At 65.0% G+C, this 16,647-nt stretch carries 13 protein-coding genes, 2 tRNA genes and 1 pseudogene; 12 read left to right on the top strand and 4 right to left on the bottom strand.

Features of this window, described 5'->3' with window-relative positions:
- Positions 1-1,062 (bottom strand): alcohol dehydrogenase, encoded by a 1,062-nt coding sequence (locus tag ACK4FK_RS11300; protein WP_409745062.1) that lies wholly within the window; start codon positions 1,060-1,062, stop codon positions 1-3.
- A 98-nt stretch (positions 1,063-1,160) separates the two neighbouring features.
- Between ACK4FK_RS11300 and ACK4FK_RS11305 the strand changes: the two genes are divergently transcribed.
- From ACK4FK_RS11305 to ACK4FK_RS11320, 4 genes are read left to right on the top strand one after another with little or no spacing between them, the layout of a single operon-like run.
- Positions 1,161-1,925 (top strand): SDR family oxidoreductase, encoded by a 765-nt coding sequence (locus ACK4FK_RS11305; RefSeq protein WP_409745063.1) that lies wholly within the window; start codon positions 1,161-1,163, stop codon positions 1,923-1,925.
- Positions 1,926-1,934: 9 nt separating this feature from the next.
- Complete coding sequence (locus ACK4FK_RS11310; protein ID WP_409745064.1) at positions 1,935-3,332, top strand: cytochrome P450; 1,398 nt, start codon at positions 1,935-1,937, stop codon at positions 3,330-3,332.
- 15 nt (positions 3,333-3,347) lie between these two features.
- Positions 3,348-4,748 (top strand): amidase, encoded by a 1,401-nt coding sequence (locus tag ACK4FK_RS11315; RefSeq protein ID WP_409745065.1) that lies wholly within the window; start codon positions 3,348-3,350, stop codon positions 4,746-4,748.
- The gene (locus ACK4FK_RS11320; protein ID WP_409745066.1) at positions 4,748-6,229 is read left to right on the top strand and encodes an NAD(P)H-hydrate dehydratase; all 1,482 of its coding nucleotides are present in this window, start codon (positions 4,748-4,750) and stop codon (positions 6,227-6,229) included. Before ACK4FK_RS11315 ends, ACK4FK_RS11320 begins: the two co-directional genes overlap by 1 nt.
- Here ACK4FK_RS11320 and ACK4FK_RS11325 read toward each other — a convergent pair.
- Together ACK4FK_RS11325 and ACK4FK_RS11330 are read right to left on the bottom strand one after the other, a co-directional pair.
- Positions 6,189-7,919, bottom strand: coding sequence for a SulP family inorganic anion transporter (locus ACK4FK_RS11325; protein ID WP_409745067.1), 1,731 nt, complete (start codon positions 7,917-7,919; stop codon positions 6,189-6,191). The two genes, ACK4FK_RS11320 and ACK4FK_RS11325, sit on opposite strands and share 41 nt — an antisense overlap.
- Positions 7,920-7,921: 2 nt before the next feature.
- Positions 7,922-8,188: a transcriptional regulator gene (locus ACK4FK_RS11330; RefSeq protein ID WP_409745068.1), complete on the bottom strand. Its 267-nt coding sequence runs from the start codon at positions 8,186-8,188 to the stop codon at positions 7,922-7,924.
- Between the two features lie 201 nt (positions 8,189-8,389).
- On the opposite strand from ACK4FK_RS11330, the gene ACK4FK_RS11335 reads away from it, so the two are divergent.
- From ACK4FK_RS11335 to clpX, 5 genes are all read left to right on the top strand, one after another.
- On the top strand, positions 8,390-9,100 hold the full coding sequence (locus tag ACK4FK_RS11335) for a glycosyltransferase (RefSeq protein ID WP_409745069.1): 711 nt from the start codon (positions 8,390-8,392) through the stop codon (positions 9,098-9,100).
- A gap of 100 nt (positions 9,101-9,200) precedes the next feature.
- Positions 9,201-9,285: transfer RNA gene (locus ACK4FK_RS11340), tRNA-Leu, on the top strand.
- A 100-nt stretch (positions 9,286-9,385) separates the two neighbouring features.
- Positions 9,386-10,708, top strand: a complete 1,323-nt coding sequence (gene tig, locus ACK4FK_RS11345) for a trigger factor (RefSeq protein ID WP_409745070.1) — start codon at positions 9,386-9,388, stop codon at positions 10,706-10,708.
- Between the two features lie 176 nt (positions 10,709-10,884).
- Positions 10,885-11,508: an ATP-dependent Clp endopeptidase proteolytic subunit ClpP gene (clpP, locus tag ACK4FK_RS11350; protein ID WP_409745368.1), complete on the top strand. Its 624-nt coding sequence runs from the start codon at positions 10,885-10,887 to the stop codon at positions 11,506-11,508.
- 254 nt (positions 11,509-11,762) lie between these two features.
- Entirely contained in the window at positions 11,763-13,025 is a 1,263-nt protein-coding gene (gene clpX, locus ACK4FK_RS11355) for an ATP-dependent Clp protease ATP-binding subunit ClpX (RefSeq protein ID WP_374299060.1), read from the top strand.
- A 72-nt stretch (positions 13,026-13,097) separates the two neighbouring features.
- On the opposite strand, the gene ACK4FK_RS11360 is transcribed toward clpX, so the two are convergent.
- Positions 13,098-13,415 carry an antibiotic biosynthesis monooxygenase family protein gene (locus ACK4FK_RS11360; RefSeq protein WP_409745071.1) on the bottom strand — a complete coding sequence of 106 codons (318 nt, stop codon included), beginning with the start codon at positions 13,413-13,415 and terminating at the stop codon, positions 13,098-13,100.
- Positions 13,416-13,545: 130 nt separating this feature from the next.
- On the opposite strand from ACK4FK_RS11360, the gene lon reads away from it, so the two are divergent.
- The 3 genes and pseudogenes from lon (at position 13,546) to ACK4FK_RS11375 (ending at position 16,431) form a co-directional block, all read left to right on the top strand.
- On the top strand, positions 13,546-15,960 hold the full coding sequence (gene lon / locus ACK4FK_RS11365) for an endopeptidase La (RefSeq protein ID WP_409745072.1): 2,415 nt from the start codon (positions 13,546-13,548) through the stop codon (positions 15,958-15,960).
- Between the two features lie 18 nt (positions 15,961-15,978).
- Positions 15,979-16,260, top strand: a pseudogene (locus ACK4FK_RS11370) (HU family DNA-binding protein); the annotation flags it as partial.
- A gap of 96 nt (positions 16,261-16,356) precedes the next feature.
- Positions 16,357-16,431, top strand: a tRNA-Val gene (locus ACK4FK_RS11375).
- Positions 16,432-16,647: the final 216 nt, after the last annotated feature.

A 16,647-nucleotide genomic window follows, 5' to 3' on the forward strand; every position in this document is an offset into this window, starting at 1 on the left:
TCAGGGCTGCAGCACGATGCGGCCGATCACCTGGCCGGCTTTCAGTTTCTCCAGCGATGCCGTGGTCTGGTCCAGCGGCGCGGCCGTGATCGGCAGCGCGGGCAGGGCGGTCTGTTGCGCCAGTTGCAGCAGTTCCTGCAACTCGATCAGGCTGCCGACGTAACTGCCGCTGATGCGCAGGCCCTTCATCACATGCAGGCCGATGGAAATCGTGGCCTGGCCGCCCAGCAGTCCGACGGTGACCAGATGGCCGCCCTTGCGCAGGGCGGCATAGGCGAAGGCAAAGCTGGCATCCGAGCCGGCGAAATCCACCGCCGCCATCACGCCGCCGGTGGTCTTGAACAGGATCTTGCCGGCATCGGCCTCGCGCGGATCGATGGCGGCCTTGGCACCCATCTGCATGGCGGTCGTCCGCTTGGCCGGATCGAGATCGGCCACGATGGGCGCCACGCCGGTCATGACTTTGGCCAGTGCCACGGCATTCAGGCCGACACCGCCGGCGCCCACGATCAGCAGGTCGTGATGGGGTGGCAAGCGGCCGATCTTCTTCAGGGCGGAATAGGCCGTCAGCCCTGAACAGGCGTAGGTGGCCGCCAGCGCCGGATCGAGGCTGCCGATATCGAGCAGATACTTTTCGTCCGGCACCAGCACATGGCTGGCATAGCCGCCATCGGTGAAGATGCCGATGGCCTGCTGGGCGCCGGCACAGATATGCTCGTTGCCGTCGCGGCAGGGCGGGCAGGTGCCGCATCCGATCCAGGGGAAAATCAGCCGGCGCTGTCCGGGCTTTGCAGGATGCGCCTCGGGCCCGGTGGCGACAACCGTGCCGACGATCTCGTGGCCGGGCGTCAGCGGCAGCAGCGTGCCGTTATTGGCGGCCACCACCTTCCTGCCCCCGCCCAGGTCGAAATAGCCGTCCCAGATATGCAGGTCGCTGTGGCAGACCCCGCAGCGTTCAACCTTCACCAGCACCTGGCGGCCGGCGGGCTGGGGCAGGGGCTTTTCCGCAAGGGCAAGCGGCTTGCCGAATTCGGTCACCTGATAGCAACGCAGCATGGACATGGGCGTCCTCCATTTCCGCGCAATGGTAGGAAGCCCGGCAGGCTGGAGTCCAGCCGCCAAACCGGTAAACTCCGTCATAACGGATAAGGGAGTGAAGCATGCTGCAGGGTCTGTTCGATCTCACCGGTCAGGTAGCGCTGATCACCGGCGCCTCGCGCGGTTTTGGGCTGGAATTCGCCAAGCTGTTCGCCGAGGCCGGTGCCCTGGTGGTGATCAACGGACGCCACCCCGAAACCCTGTCCACCGCTGCCGATGTGGTGCGCAAGCACGGACTGGTCGAGACAGCCGCCTTCGACGTGGCCGACATCCCGGCCGGCGAGGCTGCCATCGCCGCCATCGAGAAGACCCATGGCAAGCTGGACATCCTGATCAACAACGCGGGCATCAACATCCGCAAGCCGCTGGACGAAATCACGCTGGACGACTGGCGCGCCGTGCTGGAGGTGGACCTCACCGCTGCGTTCGCGCTGTCGCGCGTGGCGGCCCTGGGGATGGCCCGGCGCGGCCATGGCCGCATCATCAACATCGGCTCGGTGCTGTCGATCAAAGGGCGCGCCAGCATCCCGGCCTATACGGCGGCCAAGCACGGCCTGCTGGGCCTGACCAAATCCTTCGCCGCCGAACTCGGACCGTCGGGCGTCACCTGCAACGCCATCGCGCCGGGTTATTTCGAGACCGAAATCAACAGGGAACTGATGGCGCGGCCGGAATTCGTGAAATTCGTCAACGACCGCACGCCGCTCAGGCGCTGGGGCAAGCCCGAGGAACTGGCCGGCGCGGCGCTGTTCCTGGCCTCGCCAGCGGCGTCTTATGTGAACGGCCACCTGCTGGCCGTCGATGGCGGCATGACCACCACCTTCTGAGGACCGGCAATGTCTGTCGCCAGCGAGACCATGGGATTCGTTCCGGCCTATCCGACACGGCATGAGCAGCGGCTGCCGCTGCTGCAACTGATCCGCACCCTGCGCGAAAACGCCATCGGCACCTATACGAAAGACACCTACGAGCGCGACATCATCGTCTATCGGCTGCTGTTCAAGCCGATGATCATGGCCAACCACCCGGAGTTGATCCGCCATGTCATGCTCGACAATGCCGCCAATTACGAGCGCGACCCGGTCGGCAAACGCATGCTGGAGCCCGGACTGGGCCAGGGCCTGCTCACCAGTGAAGGTGCGGTCTGGAAACGCCAGCGCCGCATGATGGCGCCGATCTTCCAGCCGCGCCGCCTGGTCGGTTTTGCCGGGATCATGACCGAATATTCCGCCGCGCTGGCGGAAAAGCTGGTGCGACTGCCGGCGGACCAGCATGTCGACATGGCTGAGCAGATGATGCTGCTGACGCTCGACATCATCGCCCGCACCATGTTCGGCGCCGATGCCAGCACCGATGTTTCGGCGGTGGGCGCCGCGATGGACCGCTATCAGGTGACGGTGCGGCCAAACATTCCCGACCTGCTGGGCCTGCCGCGCTGGGTGCCGCGGCCCGACGCAGCCGAAGGCCAGCGTGCCCTGGCCGAGATGGATGCGATCATCAACACGCTGATCCGGCGTCGGCGCGACCGCGCCGCCCAAGGCGATGCTGTGGGCGGCGAGATGGGCAATGACCTGCTTGGCCTGCTGCTGGCGGCGCGCGACGAGGAAACCGGCAGCGCGCTGGACGACCGCGAGGTGCGGGACCAGATGGCGACCTTCTTCCTCGCCGGGCACGAAACCACGGCTACGGCTTTGGCCTGGACCTGGTATCTGCTGGCCCATGCCCCGGCGGTGGAAGCGAAACTGCATGCCGAACTCGATGCCGTGCTGGGCGGTCGTCCGGCCACCTATGCCGATTATGAAAAGCTGGTCTATACCCGCATGGTGGTGGAGGAGGCGATGCGGCTCTATCCGCCGGCCCATACCACGGCACGGCAGGCCGTTGCCGACGACAGGTTCCAGCATATCGACATTCCCGCCGGCACGATGGTCATCATCTCGCCCTGGATCATGCATCGCCACCGGCTGTACTGGCAGAACCCGGATGTCTTCGATCCGGAAAATTTCGCACCAGAGAAAACCGCCATGCGTCGGCGCTACACTTACCTGCCCTTCGGCGCAGGGCCGCGCATCTGCATCGGGCAGGGCTTTGCCATGATCGAGGCCGTGATCATCCTCGCGACGCTGGCGCAGAAATTGCGTGCCCGCCTGGTGCCGGGCGCCAGGGTGGCGCCGGTGGCGAAAATCACCCTGCGGCCGTCGCCCGATCTGCCGATGACCATCCTGCCGCGTTGAACAAGGGATTCCATGATGCGTGACGATCTGTGCTTTCTCTCTGCCGCCGAACTGGCCGAAGGCTACCGCGCCGGTTCCTTCTCGCCGGTAGAGGTGACGCGGGCTCTGCTGGCGCGCATCGAAGCGGTCAACCCGAAGGTCAATGCCTATAATCTGGTCGATGCCGACAGCGCGCTGCGCGATGCGCAGGCCTCGGAAGCGCGCTGGAAGGCGGGCAAGCCGCTCAGTCCCATCGATGGCGTACCGACCTCGATCAAGGACATCATCCTCACCAAAGGCTGGCCAACCCTGCGCGGTTCCAAAACGGTCGATCCGAACCAGGCCTGGAATGAGGATGCACCGGTGACCGCGCGGCTGCGCGAGGCGGGCTGCGTGATCCTCGGCAAGACCACCTCACCGGAATTCGGCTGGAAGGGGGTGACCGACTCGCCGCTCACCGGCATTACGCGCAATCCGTGGAATCTCGACACCACGCCGGGCGGCTCTTCCGGCGGCGCCTCGGCCCAGGTGGCGGCCGATCTCGGGCCCCTCGCGGTGGGCACCGATGGCGGCGGTTCGATCCGCATCCCGGCCGGCTTCGCGGGCATTGTCGGCCTGAAGCCCAGTTTCGGCCGCGTGCCGGCCGCGCCGCTCAGCCCCTTCGGCACGGTCGCGCATCTCGGGCCGATGACCCGCACGGTGCGGGATGCCGCACTGATGCTGCGCGAGATGGCCAAGCCCGATGCGCGCGACTGGTTTTCGCTGCCTTACGACAACGTCGATTACGCCGCGGCGCTGGTCGGCGGCGTGAAGGGGCTGAGGATCGCCTACAGTCCGACGCTGGGCTATGCGAAGGTGGACGCCGAGATCGCGGCGGCGGTGGATGCTGCCGCCAAGCAGATGGCCGCGCTGGGCGCCATCGTCGAGCAGGTCGATCCCGGCTTCGCCGATCCGGTCGATATCTTCCATACCCACTGGTTCGCCGGCGCCTTCAATGCGCTGATGCACCTGCCGAAGGAGAAATTCGCCCTGCTGGACCCTGGACTGGCGATGACCTTTGAACGTGGCGCGGCGATCACGATGAAGCAGTATCTGGAGGCGTCGAACGCGCGCGGCAAACTCGGCGTGCAGATGAAGCAGTTCCACACGAAATACGATCTGCTGCTGACGCCCAGCCTGGCCGTGCTGGCCTTCAAGGCGGGCCGTCTGGCGCCCGAAGACATGGGCGATGCCTACTGGACGGCGTGGACGCCGTTCAGTTATCCCTTCAACCTGACCCAGCAGCCGGCGATTTCGGTGCCCTGCGGCTTTTCAAAATCCGGTCTGCCCATCGGCCTGCAGCTCGTCGGCCCGATGCACCGCGACGACCTCGTGCTGCGCGCCGCCGCCGCCTATGAGGCGGCAACCGACTGGCACAGGAAACGACCGGTGCTCTGATGAATGACCATGCCGCCCTGCTGACCGTCGCCGAAATGGCCGAGGCCGACCGCCGCGCCATTGCCGGCGGCGTTCCGGGGCTGCAGCTCATGGAAGCGGCCGGTGCGGCCGTGGCGCGTATGGTGCAGCGGCATCATCCGCAGGGCAGCGTGCTGGTGCTCTGCGGTCCGGGCAACAATGGCGGCGATGGTTTCGTGGCCGCGCGCCAGCTGGCGCAGGCCGGGCGCAGCGTGGCGGTAATGCTGCTGGGCGAGTTGTCGGCCCTGCGCGGCGATGCGGCCGAGATGGCAAAACAGTGGACCGGGCTGGTCGCCGTGCCCGACCCCGCGCTGGTCGCCGGCCATGACGTGATCGTGGATGCGCTGTTCGGCGCGGGCCTGAGCAAACCGCTGAGCGGCGAGGCGCTGGCGCTGGTGCGAGCGGCGAACGAGTCCGGCAAGCCTGTGGTCGCCATCGATCTGCCCAGCGGTCTGCATGGCGATGATGGGCAGCCGCGTGGCGACGCCGTCCGTGCCACCCGCACGGTCACCTTTTTCCGGCCCAAGCCCGGTCATCTGCTGCTGCCGGGCCGGCAGCTTTGCGGCCATCTGCATGTGGCCGATATCGGTATCCCCGACGACGTGCTGATTGCCATCGAGCCGCGCCAGTGGCGCAACGATCCATCGCTGTGGCGCGCGGTGTTGCCGGTGCCGCGTGCCGATGGCCACAAATACGCCCGCGGCCATGTACTGGTGCGTGGCGGTGCGCTGGCCGGGGCGGCGCGGCTGGCCGGTCATGCCGCGTTGCGGATCGGCGCCGGGCTGGTGACGCTGGCGCAGCCGCACGAAGCGCTTTCGCAAGGCGCCAATAACTATGGGAGCCCTGATGCCCTGATGCGGCAGCCCTGCGACGGCATTCCCGACTGGCGGCATGCGATTGCCGACCCGCGTCGCAACGTCCTGCTGCTCGGGCCGGGCAACGGTGCCGGCGCGGCGACGAAGCAGGCCGTGCTGGATGCACTGGCCACGCGGCGCGGCGTGGTGCTGGATGCCGATGCGATCACCGTATTTGCCGATGATCCGGAAGAGTTGTTTGAAGCCGTGGCCGGCCCCTGCATCCTGACGCCACATGACGGCGAATTCGCCCGCTTGTTTCCCGATCTGGCGGTGCTGTCCAAACCCGAACGCGCACGCAAGGCGGCACGACGAAGCCGCGCGGTGATCGTTCTGAAGGGCGGGGATACGGTGATCGCCTCGCCCGATGGCCGGTTGGCGATCAACGCGAATGCGCCGCCCGATCTGGCCACGGCCGGGGCGGGCGATGTGCTGGCCGGCTTCTGCGCGGGTTTGCTGGCGCAGGGCATGCCGGCATTCGAGGCGGCCTGTGCCGCCGTCTGGCTGCATGGCGCGGCGGCAGATGCGGCAGGCCCAGGGTTGATCGCCGACGACCTGCCGCTCGCCGTCAGGCTTCCGCTGGCAGGGTTGCGCCGGCGGGAGTCCTGATCTCCTCCAGCGCCGCATCCACCGAACGCTTGTAGCGGACCAGCGGCGGATGCACGCCATGCGTCCACAGAACATGGCGCACATGCTTGGGCGTGCCGGTCAGGATCAGGGTCACACCGTTGCGCTGCGCCTTGCGGGCCACGCCCTCGATGGTATTTGCCGCGGTTGAATCGAGGAAGGGCACGGCCGAAAAATCGAGGATGAAGGTTTTCGGCCGGTCGGCGATGCGGTCCAGCACGGCGCCCACGGTGGAGGCCGCGCCGAAGAAGAATGCGCCCGAGATGCGGTAGACCAGCAGATCGGGATTGGTGGCCAGTGCGGCATCGTAGGGCCGGCGGCCGCCATTGGCGTCATCGGCCCTGTCCTCGGGTACGTAGGGCACGTGGTTGTCGACCGTGGTGGCCTGGGCCATGCGATTGAGGAACAGCAGCGTGCCGAGGCCGAAACCGACGAGGATGCCCTCGGTGAGATCGCGGAAGATGGTGAGCAGGAAAGTGGAAAGCAGCACCGCCGCATCGCCCGAGGACGAGCGCAGCAGCGTGATGAAGGCGTGCCGCTCGATCATGTTCCAGGCCACGATGGCCAGCACGCCGGCCAATGCCGCGAGAGGAATATGGCTGGCCAGTGGGGCCGCGATCAGCATGAACAGCAGTACGAACAGGGCATGCATCATGCCGGCGACCGGGCCGCGCGCGCCGGCGCGCACATTGGTGGCGGTGCGCGCGATGGTGCCGGTGGCACAGAAACCGCCAAACAGGGCCGAGCCAATATTGGCTGCGCCCTGCGCCACCAATTCGCAATTCGAGCGATGGCGCCGGCCGGTCATGCCATCGGCGACGATGGCCGAGAGCAGGGATTCGATGGCGCCCAGCAAGGCGAAGGCGATGGCATCGGGCAGCACCGCCTGGGCAAGGTCCCACGAGAAGGCGGGCAGGGCGGGCAGCGGCAGGCCGCGCGGGATGCCGCCGAACTTGCTGCCGATGGTTTCGACCGGCAGGGCGAAGAGTCCAGTGATGGCAGCGGCGAGGCTGACGGCGATCAGCATGCCTGGCCAATGCGGACGCAGGCGCTTCAGGCCGGCGATCACGCCAATGGTCAGCAGCGCCAGCGCGAAGGCTGTCGGCGTGAAGGTGGGCAGCGCGTCGCCGATGGCAGCCAGTTTCGGAATCAGCTCGCCCGGTTCCTTGCCGGCGAAGCTCAGGCCCAGCAGGTCGCGGATCTGGCTGGCGAAAATGATCACCGCGATGCCGGCGGTGAAGCCCACTGTCACCGGATAGGGGATGAACTTGACATAAGTACCCAGCCGCAGGAACCCGCCGATCAGCAGCATCGCGCCCGACATCATCGTGGCGAGGATCAGGCCATCCACGCCATGGCGCTCCACCGTGGCGGCCACCAGCACGATGAAGGCGCCAGCGGGACCGCCGATCTGGAAGCGGCTGCCGCCCAGCGCCGAGATCAGGAAGCCGCCGATGATCGCCGTGTAGAGACCGCGATCAGGCGTGACGCCGGAGGCAATCGCGATCGCCATCGACAGCGGGATGGCGACAATGGCAACCGTCAGGCCGGCTACGGCGTCTGCGCGCAGGTCGCCCAGGCGATAGCCCTCGCGCAGGATCGTCACCAGCTTGGGCGTGAACAATTCGGCGAAGCTGGGGTCGTGCTGGGCCAGGCGTTGCGGCTGGGTCATGCCTATCCCGCCACTGTGTCGGATGGCATGCGCAGGCGCACGCCGCGTCCGGCCGCCATGCTGGGGACGTTATCGCCGATCAGTTCGATGCCGGCGCTTTCCAGGGCGGTCACCAGCTTCATCAGGGAATCGACGTTGCCACGCACAACGCCGTCGCTGGCTTCCATGCGCTGGATCGTCGGCAGCGACAGGCCGGAGAGTTCGGCCAGCTTGCGCTGGTCGATGCCGATCAGGGCCCGGGCGGCTCGCATTTGGCCAGCGGTAATCATGTTTCAGATATCCCTTTGGATGTATGTGATATTTATAAAGCTATATGAAATAGTCAATATTATGTATAAAGTATCAATAAAAATATATAAAGCATCATGACTATGGTTCGCGGTGCCATTTGCGCCGGATCAACGCCAGAGCCTTAACGCTCCGGTAGGGGAGATGCTGTAGTGCAAGTCCAGGCAATCGAGAGAACCCAGATGATCCGTGTCTTCATCGGCTACAGCCGCGCCGCCCCGGTGGTTTCCAGCGTCGCCGCGCTCAGCATCAACCGCCGCGCCTCGCGCCCGGTTGCCATCACCCATCTGGCCCTGAACCAGCTCGGGGGCATCTACACCCGGCCACGCCACGAGCTGCAATCGACCGACTTCTCCTTCTCGCGCTTTCTGACGCCCTATCTGGCCGGTTTCCAGGACTGGGCGATCTTCATGGACGACGACATGCTGGTGCTGGACGACATCGCCAAGCTGTGGGAGCTGCGCGACGACCGGTATGCCGTGCAGGTGGTCAAGCACAACCACGTCCCTGCCGAAGACGTGAAATTCCTCGGCAAGGCGCAGACCAAATACGAGAAGAAGAACTGGTCCAGCGTCATGCTATTCAATTGCGCCAAATGCACGGCGCTGACGCCCGACTACGTCAATTCCGCCACCGGGCTGGAACTGCACCAGTTCAAGTGGCTGGGCAACGATGACCTGATCGGCGAGATCCCGCATCGCTGGAACCATCTGGCCGACTACGACCCCTTCGTGCCGGTGAAGGACGTGTCCATCGTGCACTACACGATCGGCGGGCCCTACTACGAGGACTTCCGCGATTGCTCCTATGCCAAGGAATGGCTCGATGAGCGTGCAGCGATGAACCACTGCGACCAGGCTGGAGCAAAAAAGCCTGTCAAAGCAGCGAGTTAACGGCCTGAGCGTAGGCCGGCGGAAAAGCGCCCAAAAGCCTCGCCACCCCGGTTTTCACATGCTATAGACTGCGCCTTCGCGCCGGCCCCCGGCGCGGGAAGCGGGCGTGGTGGAACTGGTAGACACGCAGGATTTAGGTTCCTGTGCCGCAAGGCGTGTGGGTTCAAGTCCCTCCGCCCGCACCAGATCCTCCGGCGCCCCACCGCCGGCCAGACCCGCGAGACGCCAAATCCGCGAGACGGCGGGCGGCGCAACGGAATTTAGCGAGAGACAGGTATTTCGGTCATGCAGATCACGGAAATCAGCGCCTCGGGCCTGAAGCGCGAATACAAGGTGGTGATCAACGCCGCCGCGCTGGAGAGCACGGTCAACCAGAAGCTGGAGACCATCCGCGGCCAGGTCAACATGCCGGGCTTCCGCCCGGGCAAGGCCCCCGCCGCCCTCATCAAGAAGCAGTATGGCCGCGCCCTGCTCGGCGAGGCCATGGAAGAGAGCGTCAATTCCGCGCTGCAGAAGACGCTGGACGACAACAATCTGCGTCCTGCCCTGCAGCCCAAGGTCGATATCCAGAACTTCGAGGAAGGCAAGGATTTCGAATGCACCATCGCCATCGAGGTGCTGCCCGAGATCCAGACCGGCGATTTCAAGGCGATCAAGCTGGAGCGCCTGGTGGTCGAGCCGGCCGATGCCGAGGTCGATGAATTCCTGACCCGCCTGTCGGAACAGCAGAAGACCTACGAGAAGGTCGAGCGCGCCGCCGAGAAGGGCGACCAGATCGTGATCGACTTCGTCGGCAGCGTGAACGGCGAGAAGTTCGAGGGCGGCGCCGCCAACGACTATCCGCTGGTGCTGGGCTCCAACACCTTCATCCCGGGCTTCGAGGACCAGCTGATCGGCCTCAAGGCCGGCGACCAGAAGACCGTGACCGTCACTTTCCCCGAGGCCTATGGAAATGCCGACCTGGCCGGCAAGCCGGCAGAATTCGCCTGCACCGTGAAGGAAGTACGCGGCGGCCAGGCGGTGACGCTGGACGACGAATTCGCCAAGCGCTTCGGCCTGCAGTCGATGCAGGAGCTGAAGGACAACATCAAGCGCGATCTGGGCCAGGAATATAAGAACCTGTCGCGCATGAAGCTGAAGCGTGGCCTGCTGGACCAGCTGGCCGAGCAGCACAGCTTCGAAGTGCCGCAGGGCATGGTCGATCTCGAGTTCAACCAGATCTGGGGCGAAGTGACCGCCGACAAGGCCCGCTTCGAGGCCGAACTGGCGGAAGAGAAGAAGACCGAAGACGAGCTGAAGGCCGAATACCGCAAGATCGCCGAGCGTCGCATCCGCCTTGGCCTGCTGCTGTCGGAAGTCGGCCGCGTCAACAACATCGAGGTGAAGCCCGACGAGATCACCCGCGCGATGATCGAGCAGGCCCGCCGCTTCCCCGGCCAGGAGCGCCAGGTGATGGAGTACTTCCAGAAGAACCCGGAAGCCGCCCAGAGCCTGCGCGCCCCGATCTTCGAGGACAAGGTGGTGGATTTCATCCTTGAGATGGCCACCGTGACCGACAAGGCGGTTTCCAAGGAAGAGCTGCAGAAGGCCGCCGAACAGGTCGCCTGATCCGCCGGGTTCCAGGCGCTTTACGAAAACGCCGGGCTTGCCCGGCGTTTTTCTTTTTCAGGCCGCTATTGGGCCCGGACTGGCGTCCCGGCGGGCCCGGCCATTGCCCGAAGGCACCGACTGCGCCACATTAAGGGCACAGGATTCTTCGTTTTATAGGGCGCGTCATGGAAAAGATGGTCGATACTTACATGAGCATGCTGGTTCCGATGGTGGTCGAGCAGACCAATCGGGGCGAGCGGTCCTACGACATCTACTCCAGGCTGCTGAAGGAGCGGATCATCTTCCTGGTCGGCCCGGTCAACGACGCTGTCGCCGCCCTGGTCACCGCCCAGCTCCTGTTCCTGGAGGCCGAGAATCCCAACAAGGAAATCTCGTTCTACATCAACAGCCCGGGCGGCCTGGTCACCTCTGGCATGGCGATCTACGACACCATGCAGTATATCCGGCCCAAGATCGCCACCCTGTGCATCGGCCAGGCGGCCTCGATGGGCTCGCTGCTGCTGGCCGCCGGCGAGAAGGGCATGCGCTTTGCCCTGCCCAATGCCAGGGTGATGATCCACCAGCCCTCCGGCGGCTTCCAGGGCCAGGCGGCCGATATCGAGATCCATGCCAAGGAAATCCTCGACATGCGGGCGCGCCTGAACGGCATCTATGCCCGCCATACCGGCAAGGATATCGCCGTGATCGAGGAGGCCATGGAACGCGACCGTTTCATGACCCCGGCCGAGGCCAAGGAATTCGGTCTGGTCGACGAGGTGGTGGACCGCCGCCCCGAGGCCATGGCCAAGAAGTCCTGATCCGGCGGCCGCCAGCCACCACCAACCCCCGGCTGTACCCGTCAGCCATCTCCGCGCGCATGTCCACGGCGCCGGCGGGGCGGGGCCGGCCGGTTGCCAAGGCGCCCGGCAGCGTTAAATCCCGGATATGTGACGGTTCCCCGCCCGCCGGAACGGCCTATGTCCGTTGTGCGGGAAGCCCCGGTTCCTTATGATGACGATTCGATGGAATAGGGCCTGCGTCGCCCGGCGCCGGCCCGCTCAGTGGAGCAGGTATGACCAAATTGAGCGGCGGTGACTCCAAAAACACTCTGTACTGCTCGTTCTGCGGCAAGAGCCAGCACGAGGTGCGCAAGCTGATCGCCGGCCCGACGGTGTTCATCTGCGACGAGTGCGTCGAGCTCTGCATGGACATCATCCGCGAGGAGCACAAGTCGGCCCTGGTGAAGACCCGCGACGGCGTGCCGTCGCCGCAGGAGATCTGCCGGGTGCTGGACGATTACGTGATCGGCCAGAACCATGCCAAGAAGGTGCTCTCGGTCGCCGTCCACAACCACTACAAGCGGATCGGCCACAGCGGCAAGAACAACGACGTCGAACTGGCCAAGTCGAATATCCTGCTGATCGGCCCCACCGGCTGCGGCAAGACCCTGCTGGCACAGACCCTGGCGCGCATCCTCGAAGTGCCCTTCACGATGGCCGATGCCACCACGCTGACCGAAGCCGGCTATGTGGGCGAGGATGTCGAGAACATCATCCTCAAGCTTCTGCAGTCGGCCGACTACAACGTCGAGCGGGCCCAGCGCGGCATCGTGTATATCGACGAGGTCGACAAGATCAGCCGCAAGTCGGACAACCCCTCGATCACCCGCGACGTGTCGGGCGAGGGCGTGCAGCAGGCCCTGCTGAAGATCATGGAAGGCACCGTTGCCTCCGTGCCCCCGCAGGGCGGCCGCAAGCATCCGCAGCAGGAATTCCTGCAGGTGGATACCACCAATATCCTGTTCATCTGCGGCGGCGCCTTCGCCGGGCTGGAGAAGATCATCGCCGGCCGCGGCAAGGGCACCTCGATCGGCTTCGGCGCCGAGGTGCGCGGACCTGACGAGCGCCGCTCGGGCGAGATCCTGGCCGAAGTCGAGCCAGACGACCTGCTCAAGTTCGGCCTGATCCCGGAATTCATCGGGCGACTGCCGGTGATCGCCACCCTGCACGACCTGGACGAGGCCGCGCTGGTGGACATCCTCAGCAAGCCCAAGAACGCCCTGATCAAGCAGTACCAGCGCCTGTTCGAGATGGAAGACGTGAAGCTGACCTTCTCGGACGAGGCGGTGGCCGCCGTCGCCCGCAAGGCCATTGCCCGCAAGACCGGCGCCCGTGGCCTGCGTTCGATCCTGGAGGCGATCCTGCTCGACCCGATGTTCGACCTGCCGAACATGAACGGCGTTGAGGAGGTCGTGATCTCTCCCGATGTGGTCGAGGGGCGCGCCAAGCCGCTGCTGATCTACGCCGATCGCAAGCAGGAAGACGTCAGCGCCTGACCGCGCCACGGCCGGACGCCTTAACCATTGCCGACGCTTTAACCATTATCGCCCGGTCATGCGGGCTGTCTCTCACAGGGGCGGCCCGTAATGTTCCACGACTGGAAAAGGCTCGTAGAATCCATGCAATAGCGCGCGCCACCGGCGGTAATCCTCCGACTGGCGAAACCCCTGTTCGTGATCGGCCAATCTGGCCCAGTACACCAGAAGCAGGTAGCGCCGCGGGTTCTCCAGGCAGGGGCGTATCTCGGCCCGCTGGCAGCCGGATTGCCGCCTGATCAGCGGCAGGGCCTGCTGCAGTGCTGTTTCGAAAGCCTTTTCCTGGCCCAGGCGCACGTCGAGCATGGCGACTTCCAGGATGTGGGCGGCATGCGACTCGGGTTGTGTCATCTTCGTGTTCCTGTGCGGTGCCACCGTGCCTTGACGGACCTTGCTGGAATTCCCATCTTAACCTCTGCCAGGCGGCAAAGGGATGCCCAAAACCGGGCCTTCACGCGTCGCCCCTCAGGATGAAAGCCGCATGTTTACATCGCCTCGCGCCCAAGTGTTTCCGGTCCTGCCCCTGCGGGACATCGTCGTATTCCCGCATATGATCGTGCCGCTCTTTGTCGGCCGCGAGAAGTCGGTGCGGGCGCTTGAGGATGTGATGAAGGACGACAAGCAGATCCTGCTGGTCGCCCAGAAGAATGCCGGTCAGGACAATCCCAATCCCGAAGACATCCACAACGTCGGCACCATCGCTTCGGTGCTGCAGTTGCTGCGCCTGCCCGACGGCACCGTGAAGGTGCTGGTGGAAGGCAGCCAGCGCGCCAAGATCGTCAAGTTCAACGAGAACCCGGATTTCTTCCAGGTCCAGGCCGAGGTCATCGCCGATGACAGCGGCGAGGGCCGCGAGACCGAGGCGCTGTCGCGTTCGGTGATCAACCAGTTCGAACAGTATGTGAAGCTGAACCGGAAGATCCCGCCCGAGGTGCTGGTGTCGCTGAACCAGATCGACGACGCTTCGAAGCTGGCCGACACGGTCGCCTCGCATCTCACCATCAAGATCAGCGACAAGCAGGAACTGCTCGAGATCGCCAACGTGGTCGAGCGGCTGGAGCGGGTCTATGCCCTGATGGAGGGCGAGATCGGCGTGCTGCAGGTCGAGAAGAAAATCCGCTCGCGCGTGAAGCGCCAGATGGAGAAGACCCAGCGCGAGTATTACCTGAACGAACAGCTCAAGGCGATCCAGAAGGAGCTGGGCGAGGGCGAGGACGGCCGCGACGAGGTGGCCGAGATCGAACTGCGCATCAAGAAGACCCGCCTGAGCAAGGAAGCCCGCGAAAAGGCCCAGGCCGAGGTCAAGAAACTGCGCTCGATGAGCCCGATGTCGGCCGAGGCCACCGTCATCCGCAACTATCTCGACTGGATGCTGTCGATCCCGTGGGGCAAGCGCAGCAAGGTCAAGAAGGACATCAAGAACGCCGAGAAGGTGCTGAATGACGACCATTACGGCCTGGAAAAGGTCAAGGAGCGCATCCTTGAATACCTCGCCGTGCAGCAGCGCTCGGGCAAGCTGAAGGGCCCGATCCTCTGCCTGGTCGGTCCGCCCGGCGTCGGCAAGACCTCGCTTGGCAAGTCGATTGCGCGCTCTACCGGCCGCAACTTCGTGCGCGTGTCGCTTGGCGGCGTGCGCGACGAGGCCGAGATCCGTGGCCATCGCCGCACCTATATCGGTTCGATGCCCGGCAAGATCGTCCAGTCGATGAAGAAGGCGAAGACCAACAATCCGCTCTTCCTGCTCGACGAGATCGACAAGATGGGCCAGGACTTCCGCGGCGATCCGTCATCGGCGCTGCTGGAAGTGCTCGACCCCGAGCAGAACAGCACCTTCAGCGACCATTATCTCGAGGTCGATTACGACCTGTCCGACGTGATGTTCATCTGCACGGCCAACTCGCTGCGCATGCCGCAGCCGCTGCTGGACCGCATGGAGATCATCCGCATTCCCGGCTACACCGAGGACGAGAAGGTCGAGATCTGCAAGCGCCACCTGCTGGACAAGCAGATCAAGGCCGCCGGCCTCAAGAAGGGCGAGTGGTCGATCACCGACGACGCCCTGCGCGACCTGATCCGCTATTACACCCGCGAGGCCGGCGTGCGCTCGCTGGAGCGCGAGCTGGCCAATCTGGCCCGCAAGGCGGTGAAGGAAATCCTGTCTAAGGGCGTCAAGTCGATCAAGGTCACGCCCAAGAACCTCGACAAGTATGCCGGCGTGCGCCGCTTCCGCTACGGCGAGGCCGAGCTGGAGGATCTGGTCGGCACCACGACGGGCCTGGCCTGGACCGAGGTGGGCGGTGAGTTGCTGTCCATCGAAGCCGTCATGCTGCCTGGCAAGGGCCGGATGACCATCACCGGCAAGCTGGGCGAGGTGATGCAGGAATCGGTGCAGGCGGCACGTTCCTTCGTGCGCTCGCGCGCGGTTGATTTCGGCGTCAAGCCGCCGACCTTCGACAAGCGCGACATCCATATCCACGTGCCCGAGGGGGCAACCCCGAAGGACGGCCCCTCGGCCGGCGTGGCGATGGTCACCTCGATCGTCTCGGTGCTGACCGGTGTGCCGGTGCGCAAGGACGTGGCGATGACCGGCGAGGTCACGCTGCGCGGCCGGGTGCTGCCCATCGGCGGCCTGAAGGAGAAGCTGCTGGCCGCCCATCGCGGCGGCATCAAGAAGGTATTGATCCCGAAGGATAACGAGAAGGATCTGGTCGAGATTCCCGACAATGTGAAGAAGGGTCTCGAGATCGTGCCGGTTTCCACCTGCGAAGAGGTGCTGAAACATGCCCTGGTCGCCGAGTTGAAACCAATCGAGTGGAACGACGTTGACGATCTCAATAAGCCGGCTGTGGTCGAACCCGAAGCGGAGGGCGACCGCGAAGGCATGGTCAAGCACTGACGCCAGCGTGTTTCGGAGGACGGCAGCGTGAACAAACAGGATCTGATGGCCCAGGTGCGCGACAGCGCGGGTCTCAGCAAGGAACAGGCCGAACGCGCCGTCGAGGCGGTGTTCGAACTCATCACCGAGGCCATGCGGCGCGGCGAGGAGGTGCGGATTGTCGGCTTCGGCAGCTTCTTCGTCGGCACCCGGGCCGCCAGTCCGGGCCGCAACCCGCGCACGGGCGAACGGATCGATCTGCCGCCCACGCGGCAGCCGAAATTCCGTGCCGGCAAGACGCTGAAGGAGGCTGTCGGCTGAGTTCGGCCTGAATGGCAGGATCATGCTCGGGCCCGGTAGCGATGCCGGGCCCGATCTGCTATAGAGCCCCGGCTTTGGCCGTTCCGGCGGCCCGGCGGGCGGTTAGCTCAGTGGTAGAGCGCCTCGTTTACACCGAGGATGTCGGGAGTTCGACCCTCTCACCGCCCACCATTTTCTCCCTTTAATGCCAAACTCTTGTTCCATCGCGATGCTCCATCAGAGCCTCGGGGCGCGTCCCATGTGGGAATCCGGTGTGGGAGTCGGATTGTGGTTTGCCGGTTGGCCCTGAAGGGGATCGCGGCGCCATTTACCTGGGGTTCAAGGCCCCCGAGCGCTCATTCCCAGGATCCCAGACGGGTTGCGCCTTTTTGGCTTGACGTGGTTGCG

It is taken from the genome of Ferrovibrio sp. (assembly GCF_046297895.1).
GTDB lineage: Bacteria > Pseudomonadota > Alphaproteobacteria > Ferrovibrionales > Ferrovibrionaceae > Ferrovibrio.